17 protein-coding genes are annotated in these 15,337 nt (G+C 67.7%); 10 read left to right on the forward strand and 7 right to left on the reverse strand.

The window, feature by feature from the left end; genetic code table 11:
• The first annotated feature begins 78 nt into the window (after nt 1-78).
• From ACIQ67_RS02600 to ACIQ67_RS02620, 5 genes are all read left to right on the forward strand, one after another.
• Entirely contained in the window at nt 79-1,497 is a 1,419-nt protein-coding gene (locus tag ACIQ67_RS02600) for a methyl-accepting chemotaxis protein (protein WP_397532790.1), read from the forward strand.
• Nucleotides 1,498-1,697: 200 nt separating this feature from the next.
• Complete coding sequence (locus ACIQ67_RS02605) at nt 1,698-3,023, forward strand: DUF3422 family protein (protein WP_397532791.1); 1,326 nt, start codon at nt 1,698-1,700, stop codon at nt 3,021-3,023.
• A 13-nt stretch (nt 3,024-3,036) separates the two neighbouring features.
• Nucleotides 3,037-3,873 carry a TlpA family protein disulfide reductase gene (locus tag ACIQ67_RS02610; RefSeq protein WP_397532792.1) on the forward strand — a complete coding sequence of 279 codons (837 nt, stop codon included), beginning with the start codon at nt 3,037-3,039 and terminating at the stop codon, nt 3,871-3,873.
• A 15-nt stretch (nt 3,874-3,888) separates the two neighbouring features.
• Nucleotides 3,889-4,707 carry a sulfite exporter TauE/SafE family protein gene (locus ACIQ67_RS02615; RefSeq protein ID WP_397532793.1) on the forward strand — a complete coding sequence of 273 codons (819 nt, stop codon included), beginning with the start codon at nt 3,889-3,891 and terminating at the stop codon, nt 4,705-4,707.
• 247 nt (nt 4,708-4,954) lie between these two features.
• Nucleotides 4,955-6,025 (forward strand): tartrate dehydrogenase, encoded by a 1,071-nt coding sequence (locus ACIQ67_RS02620; protein ID WP_397532794.1) that lies wholly within the window; start codon nt 4,955-4,957, stop codon nt 6,023-6,025.
• Between the two features lie 64 nt (nt 6,026-6,089).
• Here ACIQ67_RS02620 and ACIQ67_RS02625 read toward each other — a convergent pair whose 3' ends face one another.
• The 3 genes from ACIQ67_RS02625 to cysC all read right to left on the reverse strand — a co-directional run bounded on the left by ACIQ67_RS02625 (nt 6,090) and on the right by cysC (nt 7,266).
• Nucleotides 6,090-6,386, reverse strand: a complete 297-nt coding sequence (locus ACIQ67_RS02625) for a type II toxin-antitoxin system RelE/ParE family toxin (protein WP_397532795.1) — start codon at nt 6,384-6,386, stop codon at nt 6,090-6,092.
• Nucleotides 6,383-6,610: an addiction module protein gene (locus ACIQ67_RS02630; protein ID WP_397532796.1), complete on the reverse strand. Its 228-nt coding sequence runs from the start codon at nt 6,608-6,610 to the stop codon at nt 6,383-6,385. Before ACIQ67_RS02630 ends, ACIQ67_RS02625 begins: the two co-directional genes overlap by 4 nt.
• A gap of 92 nt (nt 6,611-6,702) precedes the next feature.
• The gene (gene cysC / locus ACIQ67_RS02635; RefSeq protein WP_397532797.1) at nt 6,703-7,266 is read right to left on the reverse strand and encodes an adenylyl-sulfate kinase; all 564 of its coding nucleotides are present in this window, start codon (nt 7,264-7,266) and stop codon (nt 6,703-6,705) included.
• 256 nt (nt 7,267-7,522) lie between these two features.
• Between cysC and ACIQ67_RS02640 the strand changes: the two genes are divergently transcribed.
• Nucleotides 7,523-8,113: a septation protein IspZ gene (locus tag ACIQ67_RS02640; RefSeq protein ID WP_397532798.1), complete on the forward strand. Its 591-nt coding sequence runs from the start codon at nt 7,523-7,525 to the stop codon at nt 8,111-8,113.
• A gap of 48 nt (nt 8,114-8,161) precedes the next feature.
• Here ACIQ67_RS02640 and ACIQ67_RS02645 read toward each other — a convergent pair whose 3' ends face one another.
• On the reverse strand, nt 8,162-8,314 hold the full coding sequence (locus ACIQ67_RS02645; protein WP_397532799.1) for a hypothetical protein: 153 nt from the start codon (nt 8,312-8,314) through the stop codon (nt 8,162-8,164).
• A 280-nt stretch (nt 8,315-8,594) separates the two neighbouring features.
• Here ACIQ67_RS02645 and ACIQ67_RS02650 point away from each other — a divergent pair, with 280 nt between their 5' ends.
• Nucleotides 8,595-10,175, forward strand: a complete 1,581-nt coding sequence (locus tag ACIQ67_RS02650) for a PQQ-binding-like beta-propeller repeat protein (protein WP_397532800.1) — start codon at nt 8,595-8,597, stop codon at nt 10,173-10,175.
• Nucleotides 10,176-10,196: 21 nt separating this feature from the next.
• Nucleotides 10,197-10,850: a response regulator transcription factor gene (locus ACIQ67_RS02655; protein ID WP_397532801.1), complete on the forward strand. Its 654-nt coding sequence runs from the start codon at nt 10,197-10,199 to the stop codon at nt 10,848-10,850.
• Nucleotides 10,851-10,853: 3 nt separating this feature from the next.
• Here ACIQ67_RS02655 and ACIQ67_RS02660 read toward each other — a convergent pair whose 3' ends face one another.
• Nucleotides 10,854-12,101, reverse strand: a complete 1,248-nt coding sequence (locus tag ACIQ67_RS02660) for an FAD-dependent oxidoreductase (protein ID WP_397532802.1) — start codon at nt 12,099-12,101, stop codon at nt 10,854-10,856.
• A 22-nt stretch (nt 12,102-12,123) separates the two neighbouring features.
• The gene (locus ACIQ67_RS02665; RefSeq protein WP_397532803.1) at nt 12,124-12,483 is read right to left on the reverse strand and encodes a c-type cytochrome; all 360 of its coding nucleotides are present in this window, start codon (nt 12,481-12,483) and stop codon (nt 12,124-12,126) included.
• Between the two features lie 223 nt (nt 12,484-12,706).
• On the opposite strand from ACIQ67_RS02665, the gene ACIQ67_RS02670 reads away from it, so the two are divergent.
• Complete coding sequence (locus tag ACIQ67_RS02670; RefSeq protein WP_397532804.1) at nt 12,707-13,168, forward strand: SixA phosphatase family protein; 462 nt, start codon at nt 12,707-12,709, stop codon at nt 13,166-13,168.
• A 5-nt stretch (nt 13,169-13,173) separates the two neighbouring features.
• Nucleotides 13,174-15,108: an NAD(P)-binding protein gene (locus ACIQ67_RS02675; protein WP_397532805.1), complete on the forward strand. Its 1,935-nt coding sequence runs from the start codon at nt 13,174-13,176 to the stop codon at nt 15,106-15,108.
• Between the two features lie 110 nt (nt 15,109-15,218).
• Here the strand turns inward: ACIQ67_RS02675 and ACIQ67_RS02680 are convergent.
• On the reverse strand, nt 15,219-15,337 hold a 119-nt coding region (locus tag ACIQ67_RS02680), incomplete at its 5' end, for a transposase (protein ID WP_166962788.1).

The following is a 15,337-nucleotide window of genomic DNA, read 5'->3' on the forward strand; positions in this document are numbered from 1 at the left end:
GATAGAGCCACTTTTCGGCAGCCGGCAGCGGACCGGCAGGCGTAGGCTGAAGGGTCAGCTGCAATGGATCCCCCTTCGATGTCGACCTCCTCTACCACCACAAGTTCCCGCCAAACCGCCTGGCGCCAAGCCGACCGCCTGATGCTCGTGGCCATCAGCCTGCAGGCACTGCTGGCGCTGGTGCTCGGCTGGCACTGGGGCCAGAGCGGCCTGGCCTGGGGCATCGCGCTGCCGCTGTTGCTGCTGGCCGGCGGCCTGTACGGCATGGCCGGCGGCACGGCCGTCAGCGCACATGGCATGGCCTTCATAACCATGGCCATGGTGGCGCTGCACATCCAGCTCGGCAGGGGCATGCTGGAGTACCACTTCGGCGTCTTCACCTCGCTGGCCTTCCTGCTGGTCTATCGGAACTGGGCGCCAATCGTCACTGGCGCCGCGGTGATCGCTGTGCACCACATCCTGTTCGACCGCCTGCAGTTGGCGGGCGCCGGCACCTTCTGCCTCACCGAGCCGAACTTCGGCCGCGTGATGATCCACGCAGGCTATGTGGTCGTGCAGACGGCCTTCGAGGTTCTCATCGCCATCGAGATGCACAAGCGCGCCGTCGAGCAGTCTGAGCTGATCCGCATGGTGGAAGGCATGCAACACCACGGGCGCATCAACCTCGACACCGGAGGCATGCGGGCCACAGTGGGAACGGCGGCGCAGTTGCAGCAGGCAATGGCACGCATCGCAACGGCCGTTTCGCAGGTGCAGGTCGCAGCGCAAAGCATCGGCACCGCGAGTGCTGAAATCGCCAGCGGCAACCAGGACTTGTCCAACCGCACCGAGCAGACCGCGTCCAGCCTGCAGCAGACCTCGTCCTCGATGGATCAGCTGACGCACGCGGTGGGTAACACCGCCGCCTCGGCGCGTGAGGCCAACGGCCTGGCCGCTGGCGCCTCGACCGCGGCCGCCAAGGGCGGCGCAGTGGTCGGCCAGGTCGTCAGCACCATGCAGGCCATCGACGCAAGCGCCAAGAAGATTGCAGACATCACCGGCATGATCGACAGCATCGCTTTCCAGACCAACATCCTGGCGCTGAATGCCGCGGTGGAGGCCGCCCGTGCCGGCGAGCAGGGCAAGGGCTTCGCGGTGGTCGCCTCCGAGGTGCGCAATCTGGCACAGCGCTCGGCCGAAGCGGCCAAGGACATCAAGGGTCTGATCAGCGCCTCGGTCGAGCAGGTGGCAGCAGGCGCGGATCTGGTGCAGGCCGCCGGCGAGGCCATGAAGGAGATCGAAGGCTCGGTGCAGCGCGTGGCCGGCCTGATCGGCGAGATCGCCGACTCCTCGGCCCAGCAGAGTCAGGAGATCGCCCGCGTCAACCAGGCCATCCTTCAGCTGGATCAGGTCACGCAGCAGAACGCCGCGCTGGTCGAGCAGTCCGCCGCGGCAGCCGAAAGCATGCGCGAGCAGGCCGCGCGGCTGAGCGAGAGCTCGGCCGTCTTCCGCACCTGATCAGCCCTGGCAGCCGCCGTGGCCGTGCCGCCTGCGCTGGCTATCGGGAACGCCCCGGTGAACCAGGCGATGGCCGGCTTGTCTGCGGCGCCGCTTGTAGGCCGGGTTGGCATCGCCTGAGTCCTTCACGCAACGCGCGGCGATGACGCACGCGGAGCGCCGATACTCCGGGGGCCGCCTTGGCCAGCCACCGCACCCCCATGTCTGCTGCCCACATCGCCTCGCAACCCACCAGCCTGCCGCCTGACGACGCGCTGCGCGGCCTGCTGCACAACGAGGTGCACGCCCGCCCCTCGGCCCGCATCCGCCTGCCCGCGCTGGTGGTGCTGGTGGCCGTGCTCAACGAAGGTGTGAGCCGCGAGGACGAATGCGCCCATCTGCGCCGCCTGCCTGGGCAGGACGCGCTGCGGCCCGCCGATCTGGCCGACAACTTCCTGCGCCTGCGCCTGGACGGGCTGACGCTCCGATGGGAGCGCCACAGCGAATTCACCCGCTACTCACTGGTTCAGCCGCTGCCGCCACAGGCGGAACTCGGGGCCAGCGACCCGGATCTGAGCGCCAGTCTGGCCCTGGAGGCCAGCTGGCTGCGCGAGATTCCCGGCCGCACCGTGGCCGCCGTCAAGCTGGTGATGCTGGCGCATGACATCAGCGACCCACATGCCACGCTGGCGCTGGCACAGCAGTGGTTCGGTGGCCGCACCGTGGTGGCCTCGATGCTGGGCAACGGCCATTCGATGGCCGTCACCAACTTCCGGCTGCGGCCCAGCGGCTTCGAGCGCATGCTGGTGATCGCGCCGCCCGGCACCAGCGAAACCCGCGCCGGTCGCATCTCGCAGCGCCTGCTGGAATTGGAGATCTACCGCCTGATGGCGCTGCGCGGCCTGCCGGCGGCCAAGGCGCTGGCGCCGATGCTGGCCGAATCGGAAGCCGCGCTGGCCGAGGTAACGGCCAAGCTGGAAGCCCGCCAGGATTCCGAAGCCGAGCTGCTGGACAGCCTGATCCATGTGGCCGCCGGCGTCGAGCGCGCCACCGCACAGCACCTCTACCGTTTCTCCGCCACCCAGGCCTATGACGCGCTGGTGCGCCAGCGCATCGCCGAGTTGCGCGAAAAGCCCATACCGGGCACGCAGACCATCGGCGAGTTCATGCAGCGCCGCCTGTCGCCGGCCATCGCCACGGTGGCTGCCACTTCGGCGCGACTGGCCTCGCTGTCGCAGCGGATCGAGCGCGCCAGCGCGCTGCTGCGCACGCGTGTCGACATTGCCACCGAAACCCAGAACCAGCAGCTGCTGGCCAAGCTGACGCGCGGCCAGGATTTGCAGCTGCAGTTGCAGTCCACCGTGGAAGGCCTGTCGATCGCCGCCATCTCTTACTACGTCGTCAGCCTGCTGCTGTATGGCGTCAAGGCGCTGAAGTCGGCCGGGCTTCCCCTGAACCCTGAGATCACCACGGGCGCCCTGATCCCGCTGGTGCTGTGGGCCGTCTGGAAGGCCACGCAGCGGGTGCATGCCCGGCTGAAGCACTGAGGCCGCCGCCAGCATGCTTGCCGTTCAGATCGGGCCGGTGGCCCTGCCCAGCACACCGCTGCTTCTCCTGCTGAGCCTGTGGGGAGCCAGCTGGCTGGCTGGCCGTCTGGCACGCCGCATGCCGGCCGACGCCGAGGCGCGCAAAGCCGCTGCAGATTCGGCCAGTCAGACCCTGCTGAACGCCGGTTTTGTCGGCCTGCTGGTGGCCAGGCTGGCTCATCTGGGCCTGAATGCAAACGCCTATCTCGCGACGCCCTGGTCGGCGCTGGATGTGCGCGACGGCGGCTGGCAAGCCAGTGCGGGCGTGGCCGCGGGCTTGGCCTGGCTGCTGTGGCGCGGCTGGCGCAGCTCAGACCTGCGGCGCGCGCTGGCCGGTAGCGCCGCGGCTGGCCTGCTGGTCTGGCAGCTCGGCTCGGCAGCACTCGGCTTGCAGCAACATCGCCCGCTTCCCGATCTGCCGCTGCAAACCTTGGCCGATGGCCACAGTCTGACCCTGACTGAAGCTGCGCGCGGCCGGCCGCTGGTGATCAATCTATGGGCCAGCTGGTGCGGTCCCTGCCGCGCCGAAATGCCAGTGCTGGCTGCGGCCGCCCAGCGCGACAGCAGCGTAGGATTTCTGTTCGTCAACCAGGGCGAATCGGCAGCGACGGTGCACGCGTATATAAAAAGTCAGCAGTTGCAGCTGCCCGAAGTGCTGCTGGACGCCGGCTCACGCCTGGGGCCTGCACTCGGCTCGACCGGCCTGCCCAGCACCTTCTTCTACGATGCGCAAGGCCGCCTGGTCGATGCGCATCTGGGTGTGCTGAACGCCGCCGCGCTGCAAAGCCGGCTGCGCCTGTTGCGTCCCTGAACGACGCCACCGACCATGCTGCTGGACACCCTGCTACCCCTGTTGCTCGGCGGCGGCGTCGGCCTGATCATGGCGCTGACCGGCGCCGGCGGCGGCGTGCTGGCCGTGCCGCTGCTGATCTTTGGCCTGCACCTCAGCGTGCAGGAGGCCGCACCGGTGGCACTGATCGCCGTCGGCGCGGCGGCCGCCCTGGGCGCGCTGCTGGCCCTGCGCGAGGGCGTGCTGCGCTACCGAGCCGCCCTGCTGATCGGCCTGATGGCCATGGCGGTGGCACCGCTGGGCGTTTGGCTGGCGCACCAGCTGCCGCCGCAACCCTTGATGCTCGGCTTCGCCGGCGTGCTGCTGTTCAGCGCCTGGCGCATGGCGCGGCCCAAGGATGCCGCCGCCTTTGATGCACGTCCGCCGCCACCCTGCAAGCTCGACCCGGCGCAAGGCCGGCTGCGCTGGACGCCACCCTGCGCAGCGATGCTGGCGCTGACCGGCCTGCTGTCCGGCATGCTGACCGGGCTGCTGGGCGTGGGCGGCGGCTTTGTCATCGTGCCGGCGCTGTCGCGCTATTCGGATCTGGACCTGCGCAGCATCACCGCCACCTCGCTGGCGGTGATCGCACTGGCCTCGCTCAGCGGCGTGCTGGCCGCCAGCGGCCACGGCAGCATGGACTGGCCCTTGGCGCTGCGCTTCGGCGCTGCAGCCATGGTGGCCCTGGTGCTGGGGCGGCGCCTGGCCCAACGCCTTCCGGCATCCACACTGAGGCTGGGCTTTGCTGCCCTGTTGGTGCTGGTTGCCGCGCTGATGCTGGCACGAACGCTGGGCTGGATTCACGGCGCCGGCTGAAGACGGCGGCGCAGACCTCGGGCTGCGGGTGGTGTGAGTCCTTGCGGTGCAACGGCATCACAGGCATGGCGGACCTGGAGATTCACGGGTCGTATATTGCAAGAAGCTTATGTTTGCAGAGCGCACCCGTGCAGCGCATCCCCTTGGACAATTCAAGCCGCAACCCTGAATGCAGCGGCTACGCCGACCCGCGGGCCCGAGCGCATCATCCCCAGCAGCAGGGCATGCACAACATGAAGGACGAGTCATGAAGACGCACAGAATCGCCGTCATCCCCGGCGATGGCATCGGCCGGGAGGTGATGCCCGAAGGCCTGCGCGTGCTGGACGCCGCGGCGCGACGTTTCAACATCGCGCTGGAGTTCACGCCGGTTGAATGGGCCAGCTGCGACTACTACCTACAGCATGGTGAAATGATGCCCGCCGACTGGAAGATGCAGCTGCAGGGCCAGGACGCGCTGCTGTTCGGTGCGGTCGGCTGGCCCGCCACCGTGCCTGACCATGTCTCGCTGTGGGGCTCGCTCTTGAAGTTCCGCCGCGAGTTCGACCAGTACATCAATCTGCGCCCGGTGCGGCTGTTCGAGGGTGTGCCGTGCCCCTTGGCGAACCGCAAGCCTGGCGAGATCGACTACCTGGTGGTGCGCGAAAACACCGAAGGCGAATACACCAACCTCGGCGGCGTGATGTATGCCGGCACCGAGCGCGAGATCGTGATCCAGGAATCGGTATTCAGCCGCTTCGGCACCGACCGTGTGCTGAAGTACGCCTTCGAGCTGGCGAAAGGCCGCGCGCGCCAGCACCTGACGGTGGCCACCAAGAGCAACGGCATTGCCATCAGCATGCCCTGGTGGGACGGCCGCGCCGATGCGTTGCATGCCGACTATCCGGGCGTCACCGTGGACAAGCAGCACATCGACATCCTCAGCGCCCGCTTCGTGCTGCAGCCGCAGCGCTTCGATGTGGTGGTGGCCAGCAATCTGTTCGGCGACATCCTCTCGGATCTAGGCCCGGCGACCACCGGCACCATCGGCCTGGCGCCCTCCGCCAATCTGAACCCCGAGCGCAAGTTCCCCAGCCTGTTCGAGCCAGTGCACGGCTCGGCACCCGACATCTACGGCCAGGGCATCGCCAACCCGGTGGCGATGATCTGGTCAGCCGCGCTGATGCTGGATTTCCTCGGCCACCGCGACTCGCATGACGCCATCCTGCGCGCCATCGAGCAGGTGCTGCGCAGCGGCCCGCGCACGCGCGATCTGGGCGGCTGCGCCTCGACCGTGGAGATGGGCGAGGCGATTGCGGGGCTGGTGGCCGCGATCTGAGGCCCTGCAGCGGGCTTGGTTCGCCGAGCGGAGCGAGGCGCGCTGCGGCCTGCTCCCTTTGAGCCTACGCGCGTGAAGTCCAATAGCCGGGCTCCCGATGTTGATGCGCTATGGCATAGATCTGCGGACCGGCAAGTTCATCGACTTCATAGACGACGGTGTACGGAAATCGGTCAAAGTGGTAGACGCGGAACCCGAAATCGCCATGCGGGCCTCGTAGTGGGTTATCCACGAGAAGATCGCGCACTCGTTCGAACTCGGCGAGAAATGCTTCGGCAACCGGCCGACTTGCATGCTCTGCGTAATACAGCGCCGCATCGCCCAGCTCGGCTTCGGCGTCTGGATGAATCCAGCAACTCACCCGAGCCGCGCTCGAGCCCGAGCAAGCGCTTCGTCAGCTGGAACCATGGCGGTCTTGCCGGCCTTGACGTCGGCGCGGCGACTCTGCGCCAGCGCCAGCCATGCGGCCTGCGCTGGCGACTTGGGCTCGAAGCTGGCAATCAGACGCTCCACCAGCTTGGCGCGGTCTTCGGGCGGCAGGCGCAGGGCCTGCGCGGCAAGGTCTTCGACGGGCTGGGAGGACATCGCACGCACCTCTCGGAATCTGGGACATAAGCATGCCACACCCAGGCTCGCCGCTCCCGCAGTGTGCGACCCAGCATCGCTCCACCGGCAGTTCAGCCCACCAGATCCTGCTGCGCCAGCCAAGCCTGATGCACCCGCGCCACGGCCTCATCGATGCCCATCAAGGCGGTGTCGACCACCAGCTCGGCCGCCGTCGGCGCCTCGTAGGGCGCGCTGATGCCGGTGAAGTCGGCAATCGCGCCGGCGCGGGCCCGGCGGTACAGGCCCTTGGGGTCCCGCTGCTCGCAGACCTCCAGCGAGGCGGCCACATGCACCTCGACAAAGCGGCCCGCCCCGATGATCTCGCGCGCCATGCGGCGGTCTTCGAGCAGCGGCGAGATCAGGGCGCAGATCACCGTCAGCCCGGCGCGGTTCATCAGCGCGGCCACCTCGGCCACGCGGCGGATGTTTTCCTTGCGGTCGGCGGCGCTGAAGCCCAGGTCGCGGCACAGGCCGGTGCGCACCGTGTCTCCGTCGAGGATGAAGTGCAGCACGCCTTCGCCGCCAAAGCGCTCGGCCAGGCCTTGGGCCAGCGTGCTCTTGCCGGAACCCGACAGCCCGGTGAGCCAGATCGTCAAGGGTGCAGGCGTGTGGTTGGCGTGGGTCGAGATGCTCATGGGCCTCATTGTCCACGCGTGCGCAGCGCCCGCGGAGCAAGCACCCGTGCCAGGGCAACACCGAGCCAAGTCCAAACCCATCAGCAGCCGGGGCGCGAGGAAGAAAGTGGAAGGGCGTCGTGCCCGTGCCTCAGTATGCGTCGTCTTCATCGGAGCCCCTTTTCACGATCGCCTAGGGCTGACAGGCAGGGCTCCGTGCATGTCAGCAGACCCAACCGCTCAGCAAGACACCCCGTAAGCCCTGACAATGCGCGCCATGAATGCCTCCAACAACTCCTCCCTTTCCGCAGTCGACCAGGCGCGCCAGGCGGCGCAATGGCAGCGCAACAAGCCCAGCATCTATGTGGATGTGGGCCTGGGCCTGTTCTTTTTCGTCTGCGCCAAGTTCACCGACCTGACCACTGCCGCCTTGCTGGGCGCCGCAGCCGGTCTTTGCGTCTATCTGGCCCAGCGCTATGTCAAGGTCGACCTGATCGGCGGGCTGGCGATGTTCGGCGTGGCGATGCTGCTGGTATCGGCCGGCTTCTCGCTGATCTTCCAGGATGACTGGGCGGTCAAGATGAAGGGCACAATCCTCGGCCTGCTCACCGCAACCCTGTTCCTGGGCGACGGCCTTATCAACCGCGGCCGCTATTTCGGCCGTCGGCTGGCGCGCTATGTGATGGAGCCGGTGGTCGAGCAGCGCCTGGCCATCGGCCTGGGCCTGCTCGGCGCCACGATGGCGCTGCTCAACTGGGGGGTGGCAAAGGTCTTCAGCACCGATGTCTGGCTGGCCTACACCACCTTCGGCGACATCGCGCTGAGCATGCTGCTGTTCTTCGCCGTACTGAGGTTTGCGCGGGCCTGAGGGCGGCCGATTCGGCCAGCGCCCGCGCTTGTGATCACCCCGCTGGCCTCAAGCCGGCTTGTTCTTCAGCTTGCCCTTGGGCATCACGGCCGTCATCGGCGCGACGGGGCGGGTGGAAACCGACGACGATTCCTTGGAAGGTCCGGTGTCCTTCTTCGGCTTCTTGTTCGCCTTGTCGTTGCGTTGTTCGCCTTTGGCCATGTCTTGCGCTCCTTATCAAACGTTTGATGATGTCATGCGACTGTCGCTGCTGCCCGGCCCATGAGGATCATGACAGGCCTGCAGCAACTGCCGGCACTCTACTACCACCCGGCTCGGTGGCAGCGTCGATGCCAAGACTGCAAGGCTGAACTCCCGCAAGCGCCTGCCGGCGCCTGAATCTGGGCGCCATGCGCTGCCCGCAGGCTGATAGCATCCGCGCCGCCTGAGCCTTCGGCGCCAGATCGAGAGAACGCCTGTAAATCCAGAAGTGAGCAGATTGATGACCCATTCCCGCTGTTTGCTGATCTTCATACTCGCGGTCTCCTTGGCTGCTTGCGGCGGTGGCTCCGCACCGCCGGAGCCGCAAGCGCAGCCGCGGCTCAGCATCAGCAGCGCGCCGATCCAGGAAGCCCTGTCCGCTGGCGACGAACTGGTGCTGAAGCTCGAGGGGCGCATCAGCGACGCGGGCACGCAGCAGGTGTTTCTGCAGTTGCGCGACTCCGGCGCGGCCTTCGCCCTGCCGGCGATTCAAGCACAAGCTGCAGACAAGAGCATTGCGCTCAATGTCATCAGCCTGCCGAGCCTTTCGGCCGGTCAACGCAGCGGCCGCCTTGAGCTCAGAGCCTGCAAGGACGCCGCCTGTGCTCAGCCTTGTGACAGCGCCGCCGCGTCGCTGGCCTACGAACTGAACGTGAGCGCGGTGGCGGACTGGGAGACGCATCAGCGTGATGCCAGCCACAGCGGCGAAGTACCGATACGGCTCAACCCGGCCAAGTTCAGCAAGGCCTGGGAATGGAAGCGCCCACCCGGCAACGAACCGATAGGTGGCATCAATCCTGTCGTCACCAAGGCCGGCAAGGTTTTTGTGACGACGGACGTCTACTTCGGCGACGCGCGTCTCTATGCACTCAAAGAAGTCGACGGCAGCGAAGCCTGGTCGCAAGCGATGGGCTCGGTGCCGGCCTTCAATCCGCCGGCCGTCGGTGGGCGCAAGGTCTATGCGGCAGTCACCGGCCATTCGCAGACCTTTCTGTGGGCCTTCGACCTGGAAACCGGCCAGTTCCAGCACAAGTCCGGCTTCTCGGGGCAATGGCCGCACTTCCTTGCGCCGACCGTGTTCGACGACGTGGCCTATGCCGGCGGCGGCTACTCGGGTGCCGAGGTCTACGCGTTCTCCGGTACCGACGGTTCACGCAAGTGGGCGGCCACCCTGGGCGGCAGCTGGGACATGTTCACACCGGCCGTCGATGCGCGCCACGTCTATCAGCACAACGCCCATTCGCTGGTCCTGATCGATCGGCTCACCGGTACCGAACTGGCGCGCATCAGCGATCCCGCTGGCAACGCCAACGGCTACTCGTATCACGGCGCGCCGATGCTGGGCAGCCGCGGCAACGTGATCGCGTTTGCCGGCGGCGCCTTCAGCGGCCGGGCCAGCGCCAACGCCGAGCACTACGAGCAGCGCAAGCTGTCGAGCTTCGACATCGCCGGCAAGAAGCATGAATGGTCGACCGCAGACGCCTACCTCACAGCACCGGCCGTGGGGCGCGGGGTGATCTACGCTGCGCGCAACAACCCGATGGCACTCGATGCACTCGACGAGGCGACAGGCAAGCGGCTGTGGACCTGGACGGCCTCCGGCACCAACGACACGAGCTTCCATCGCAACGTGGTTCTGACGCGAACGCATCTGTTCGTCAGCACCAACAGCAATGTCTACGCCATCGACCTGACGACACGACAATCCGTCTGGAGCTATCCCGCCCCTGGCATGCTGGCGATCTCGGCAGACCGCACGCTCTACATCGCCACCGGCGCCAGGGAAAGCGATGGTCGTCTGGTCGCCATTCGACTGAAGTGAAATCTGGCCAATCAGCCCACCATGCGCCTGCTGCTGATCGAAGACGACCCCATCCTGGGCGAAGGCCTGCGCGACTTCCTGCGCAGCGATGGCCATCTGGTGGACTGGGTCAGCCGACTGGCCGACGCCCGCGCCCTGGTGGACGAGCCCTATGACGCGATGCTGGTGGACTGGCAGCTGCCCGACGGTTCGGGGCTGGACTGGATACGCGGCCTGCGCCAGCGCGGCAGCGTGACGCCGGTGCTGATGCTGACCGCACGTGACCAGCTGGGCGACCGTGTGCGCGGCCTGGACAGCGGCGCTGACGACTACCTGGTCAAACCCTTCGAGCCCGAGGAGTTGTCGGCGCGGTTGCGCGCCGTGTGCCGGCGCTCCGGCGGTGGTGCCAGCACGGTGCGCCAGATCGGCGAGCTGCAGCTGGACCTGCTGGCCAAGACCGTCAGCCGCGCCGGCCATCGGGTAGACCTGACGGCGCGCGAGTGGCGGCTGTTGGAAGCGCTGCTGCAACGCGCCGGCCGCGTCGTCAGCAAGCCCGACCTAGAAGCCCTGGTGATGGGATTCGAGGGCGATGTATCCAGCAATGTGCTGGAGGTGCATGTGTCCAATCTGCGCCGCAAGCTCGGCGCCAGCCTGATCGAGACCGTGCGCGGCCTGGGCTACCGATTGAACGCCTGAGCTTCAGGCGAAGCTGTCGGCCATCAAGGCCTTGAACCAGATCGACATGTCCTCAAAGTGGCCCTTGCTCCAGCCCACCGATGCGGCGCCGGCCGCAGCCACCGGTTTCATGCTCTTGCTGAGCGCGTCGTATTGGAACACCGCATTCAGCCATGAGGCCTGGGTGCGCGTGATGGTGGAGAAGCAGGCCGAGTTGGTGACCGGCGCCGGATCGGGCGCGCCACCGGCGAAGTAGCGCACCAGCGCATCGGCGCAGACCTTGGCTTCCTGGTTGGCGATATGGCCGGCCTTGGGCTGGGTGGTGGCGCTGGAATCGCCAATCACATGGATACGCGGCGCATCCAGGCTCTGGTAGCTCAGCACATCCACCGGCGCAAAACGCCCGCCGGTAGCGGTGGCTAGGCCCAGCTGTTCGACGATCTTGCCGGCCCGCTGCGGCGGGATCAGGTTGATCACGTCGCCGTGCACCGCGCCGCCATTGGTGTAGAGCATCATCTGCGCCTCGTCGACCGAGGAGATCTCCACATTGCTGTGGTACTCGATCACATTGGCATGCAGGCCGAAGAAGGCCTGCGAGAAGTTGTCCTTCTCCACCACGATGTCGGCATTGGCATCCAGCACCAGCAGCTTGGAGCCGGGCTTCTTGGCCTTCATCCAATCAGCCAGCAGGCAGGCCCGCTCGTAAGGCCCGGGCGGACAGCGGTAAGGCACCTTCGGGATCGTCAGCACGGCGGTGCCGCCGGCTGGCATCGCGGCCAACTGGCGCGCCAGCATTTCAGTCTGCGGGCCGGCCTGCCAGGCATGCGGCATGCGCATCGGATCGCTCTGGCCCGCCAGCAGGTCGAAGCGCATGCCGGGCGCCACCACGATCTTGTCGGCCAGCAACTGCCGGCCCGAGGCCAGCGCGACACTGCCGTTCACCGGGTCGATGCCCAGCACCTCGTCGGTCAGCACCTGCACGCCGTACTTGCTCTTCAGTGCGTCGTAGCCAAAGCGCAGGCTGGCCATGCTGCGCTGGCCGCTCAGCACCAGGCTGCTCATGATGTTGGAGGTGTAGGCCGCATTGCGGTCGATCAGCGTCACGGCCAGGCCGCCCTGGCTCCACAGGCGCAGGAACTTGGCCACGGTGGCGCCGGCCATGCCGCCGCCGACCACCACCACGCGGCCGCCGCTGCTGGCGGCCAGAGCGGACAGAGGATGGGCTGCAGCTGCCGCAGCCAGTGCGCCTTGAAGAAGATGACGTCGCTTCATTGAGATTTCCTTGGCTGGCTGGTCAACGCTGGGTGGCAAGCCACTGCGAGATGGCGCGCAACTGCGCATCGCTGTAGCCCATCGCATGCTTGGTCATCAGGCCCTGGCCTTCCTTGCCGGCCTGCATTTCCTTGAGGTCCTTGTAGATCTCGTCGGTAGACTTGCCGTTGATCTGCTCGAAGCCCGGCCCCTTGCCATTCGTGCCGTGGCACTGGAAGCAGTTGGACGCCAGCAGGCGTCCGGCCGGCGGCAGCGCGCTGCTCTGCTGCGCCTGCGCAACCGTGGCGGCCGCCAGCATCAGCAGGGCCGCGCTGAGCGCGCGTACGGTGGCATGGCCACGCCCGGCATTCCGGGTCGGTGAAAGGGAGGCTGGCAGCATCATGAGGGACCTCTCAGTGGTTTGTCGGGCGTTGGCTCGGCCGCTGGCGGCAGAGACGATGGATGGCGGTGTATCCGTTAATCTGCATATACAGCAAGACAATTCACAGCTGCTTACCGCCGATACGAGAAACGCTTGGCATGCGTCAATTCCAGCCTGCGGCAGCGCGCTCTTTCCTGCCGATGCGATGATTCGTGCCCAGACAAGCAGCGAGGGAGAGTGAGCGATGGACCTGCTTCTGTGGCGCCACGCCGAGGCCTTTGAACTGGAGCCGGACAGCGACGACCTGCAGCGTGCCTTGACGCCCAAAGGCGAGCGGCAAGCACGCCGCGTGGCGGCCTGGCTGAACCGGCACATGAGCGCCGGCACCCGCGTGCTGTGCAGCCCGGCCCGGCGCACACGCCAGACCGCCGATGCGCTGGGCCGCGACTTCCGCGTGCTGCCCGTGCTCGCACCTGACGCCGCGCCGGAAGCCCTGCTTCAAGCCGCCAACTGGCCTGATGCACGCGCACCGGTGCTGATCGTCGGCCACCAGCCCACGCTGGGCATGACGGCCGCGGTGCTGCTGACCGGCAGCCCCGAGCCCTGGCCGCTGCGCAAGGGCGCACTGATCTGGCTGCGCCACCGTGAGCGCGATGGCCAGGGCCAGACCATGCTGCACGGCCTGGTCGGCCCTGACCTGGTGTGAGTGGCGTGGCCGATCGCGACGGTGTCACCCGCCGCGACCTGCTGGCCGGCGTGGCCTTCGCCGGCCTGGGTGGCGCTGCGCTGGCCGATCCGCTTGGTGACGCCGCACCGCTGCGGCGCCTGGACGGCCAGCAGCTGGAAACTGCGGCCGCGCTGCATGCCCGCGCCGCGGGCGCCGCCCCGCCAGCCCTGCCGGACTTCGATGCGCAAAAAGGCGAGTACTACGAACTCGTCATCGTCGGCGCCGGCCTCAGCGGACTGGCCGCCGCCTGGTGGTACCGCCGCCAAGCCGGCAGGCCGGTGCGCATCCTGTTGCTGGAAGCCCAGCCGGATCCGGGCGGGCATGCGCTGCGCAATGAGTTCGTCGCCCGCAACGGCCGGCGCCTGATCGGCTATGGCGGCTCGCAATCGCTGGACTCGCCCGGCCTGTGGTCGCCCGCCGCACGGGCGCTGCTGCAGGGGCTGGACATCGATCTGACGCAGTTCGAGTCCTGGTACGACCAAGGTTGGTCGAAGCGCCACGGCCTGACGCGCAGCGCCACGCTGTTCAGCGCCGAAGCCTGGGGCCAGACGCGGCTGCTGCGCCGCGAACCCGGCGCGCCGCCCGCCGCTGCGCTCGACCAACTGCCGCTGAGCGAGGCCGCCCGGCGTGATCTGCTGCAGCTGTGGACTGCGCCGCGCGACCCCTTCGCGGACTTGAGCCCGCAGACAAAACGCGCCCGCCTGGCCGCTATCAGCTACGACCAGCTTCTGACCGAGGTGTTCGGCCTGGACGCGCAGCTGTGCCGCTATCTCGCTGACCGCAGCAAGGCTTATCTTGGCGCCGGCACCGACGCGGTGAGCGCGCTGGATGCCTATGCGCTGGGCTTGCCCGGTTTCGAGGCAATGGGCCTGGGCCGCCTGCCCGACCGCTTGATGAGCCCCAGCGCACGCCAGCTGATGCTGGGCCGTGACGACTACATCTACCACTTCCCCGATGGCAACGCCGGCCTGGCGCGCGCGCTGCTGCGCAGCCTGATCCCGGCCGCCTTGCCGGGCTCGGGCATGGAGTCCTTGGTGCTGGCCGCTCGCGAGGATCAGCAGCTCGACCGCCCAGGCGCGCCGGTGCGGCTGCGGCTGAATGCGCCGGTGCAATCGGTGCGCCATGTCGGCCCGGTGAGCCAGGCCCGCGCGGTGGATATCAGCTACCAAGATGCCAGCGGCGCACTGCACACCGTGCGCGCCGACCAGGTGCTGCTGGCCTGCTTCAACCGTGCCATCCCGACGCTATGCCCCGAGCTTCCCGCCTTGCAGCGTGAAGCCCTGCTGGACCAGGTCAAGGTGCCGCTGGTCTATGCGAATGTGCTGCTGTCCGACTGGCAGGCCTTCGCACGCGCCGGCATCGGCGGCTTCAGCGCGCCCGGTAGCTTCTGGCAGCGCGCGGCGCTGGACTTCCCCGTCAGCGTCGGCCGCTACCGCTTTGCCGAAACACCGGCCGACCCGATCCTGCTGCACCTGAGTGCAGTGCTTCTGGACGGCCCGGCCGGCAGCCCGCCGCGCGCGCAGGCCGCGGCCGGCCGGCGCCGGCTGCTGGCGATGGGCTTTGACGAATTCGAGGCCAGCATCCGCTCGCTGCTCGATCAGGCCTTGGGACCCTTCGGCTTCGATGGCACGCGCAGCATCGCAGCCATCACAGTTAACCGCTGGCCACACGGCTATGCCTATGAATACATGCGGCCCTGGGACCGCTACTGGCCCGCCGGCCCCCTGCCGATCGAGACCGCGCGGCGACGCTTCGGCCGCATCGCGATCGCCAATGCCGACGCCGGCGCCTTTGCCTATGCACATGGTGCCATCGACCAGGCGGCGCGCGCCGTGAAGGACTTGCTGCCTGGCGCACAGCTGCCGGCCTGGCACCGCCGGCCCGGCCCTGCGCCGTGGCACAAGAGCCACGCCCCATGAGGCAAAGCGCCCACAGGCACTGCAGCAGCCAAGCCAGCTGACCAGGCACCGCCGGTGAGACGCTGCAGAGCCCGGCAGCGACAATCACGCTCCACCCGCCACTTTTTGGTTCATCGAGGATTTCCGGGGAAGGCGGCTCGGATTTTGAGGAAGAAGTACTCCTCGTCGCGGTAGCCATAGGCTCGTCGCTTGATGACCTTGATCGTGTTGTTGATGCCTTCGACGACGC

This window comes from Roseateles sp., from assembly GCF_044373315.1.
Taxonomy (GTDB): domain Bacteria; phylum Pseudomonadota; class Gammaproteobacteria; order Burkholderiales; family Burkholderiaceae_C; genus JACDQM01.

Bases quoted from the DNA above. Each gene is read 5' to 3' on its own strand.
- ACIQ67_RS02600 (WP_397532790.1), top strand. From the start codon at position 79: ATGTCGACCTCCTCTACCACCACAAGTTCCCGCCAAACCGCCTGGCGC.
- ACIQ67_RS02605 (WP_397532791.1), top strand. From the start codon at position 1,698: ATGTCTGCTGCCCACATCGCCTCGCAACCCACCAGCCTGCCGCCTGAC.
- ACIQ67_RS02610 (WP_397532792.1), top strand. From the start codon at position 3,037: ATGCTTGCCGTTCAGATCGGGCCGGTGGCCCTGCCCAGCACACCGCTG.
- ACIQ67_RS02615 (WP_397532793.1), top strand. From the start codon at position 3,889: ATGCTGCTGGACACCCTGCTACCCCTGTTGCTCGGCGGCGGCGTCGGC.
- ACIQ67_RS02620 (WP_397532794.1), top strand. From the start codon at position 4,955: ATGAAGACGCACAGAATCGCCGTCATCCCCGGCGATGGCATCGGCCGG.
- ACIQ67_RS02630 (WP_397532796.1), bottom strand. From the start codon at position 6,610: ATGTCCTCCCAGCCCGTCGAAGACCTTGCCGCGCAGGCCCTGCGCCTG.
- cysC (WP_397532797.1), bottom strand. From the start codon at position 7,266: ATGAGCATCTCGACCCACGCCAACCACACGCCTGCACCCTTGACGATC.
- ACIQ67_RS02640 (WP_397532798.1), top strand. From the start codon at position 7,523: ATGAATGCCTCCAACAACTCCTCCCTTTCCGCAGTCGACCAGGCGCGC.
- ACIQ67_RS02645 (WP_397532799.1), bottom strand. From the start codon at position 8,314: ATGGCCAAAGGCGAACAACGCAACGACAAGGCGAACAAGAAGCCGAAG.
- ACIQ67_RS02650 (WP_397532800.1), top strand. From the start codon at position 8,595: ATGACCCATTCCCGCTGTTTGCTGATCTTCATACTCGCGGTCTCCTTG.
- ACIQ67_RS02655 (WP_397532801.1), top strand. From the start codon at position 10,197: ATGCGCCTGCTGCTGATCGAAGACGACCCCATCCTGGGCGAAGGCCTG.
- ACIQ67_RS02660 (WP_397532802.1), bottom strand. From the start codon at position 12,101: ATGAAGCGACGTCATCTTCTTCAAGGCGCACTGGCTGCGGCAGCTGCA.
- ACIQ67_RS02665 (WP_397532803.1), bottom strand. From the start codon at position 12,483: ATGATGCTGCCAGCCTCCCTTTCACCGACCCGGAATGCCGGGCGTGGC.
- ACIQ67_RS02670 (WP_397532804.1), top strand. From the start codon at position 12,707: ATGGACCTGCTTCTGTGGCGCCACGCCGAGGCCTTTGAACTGGAGCCG.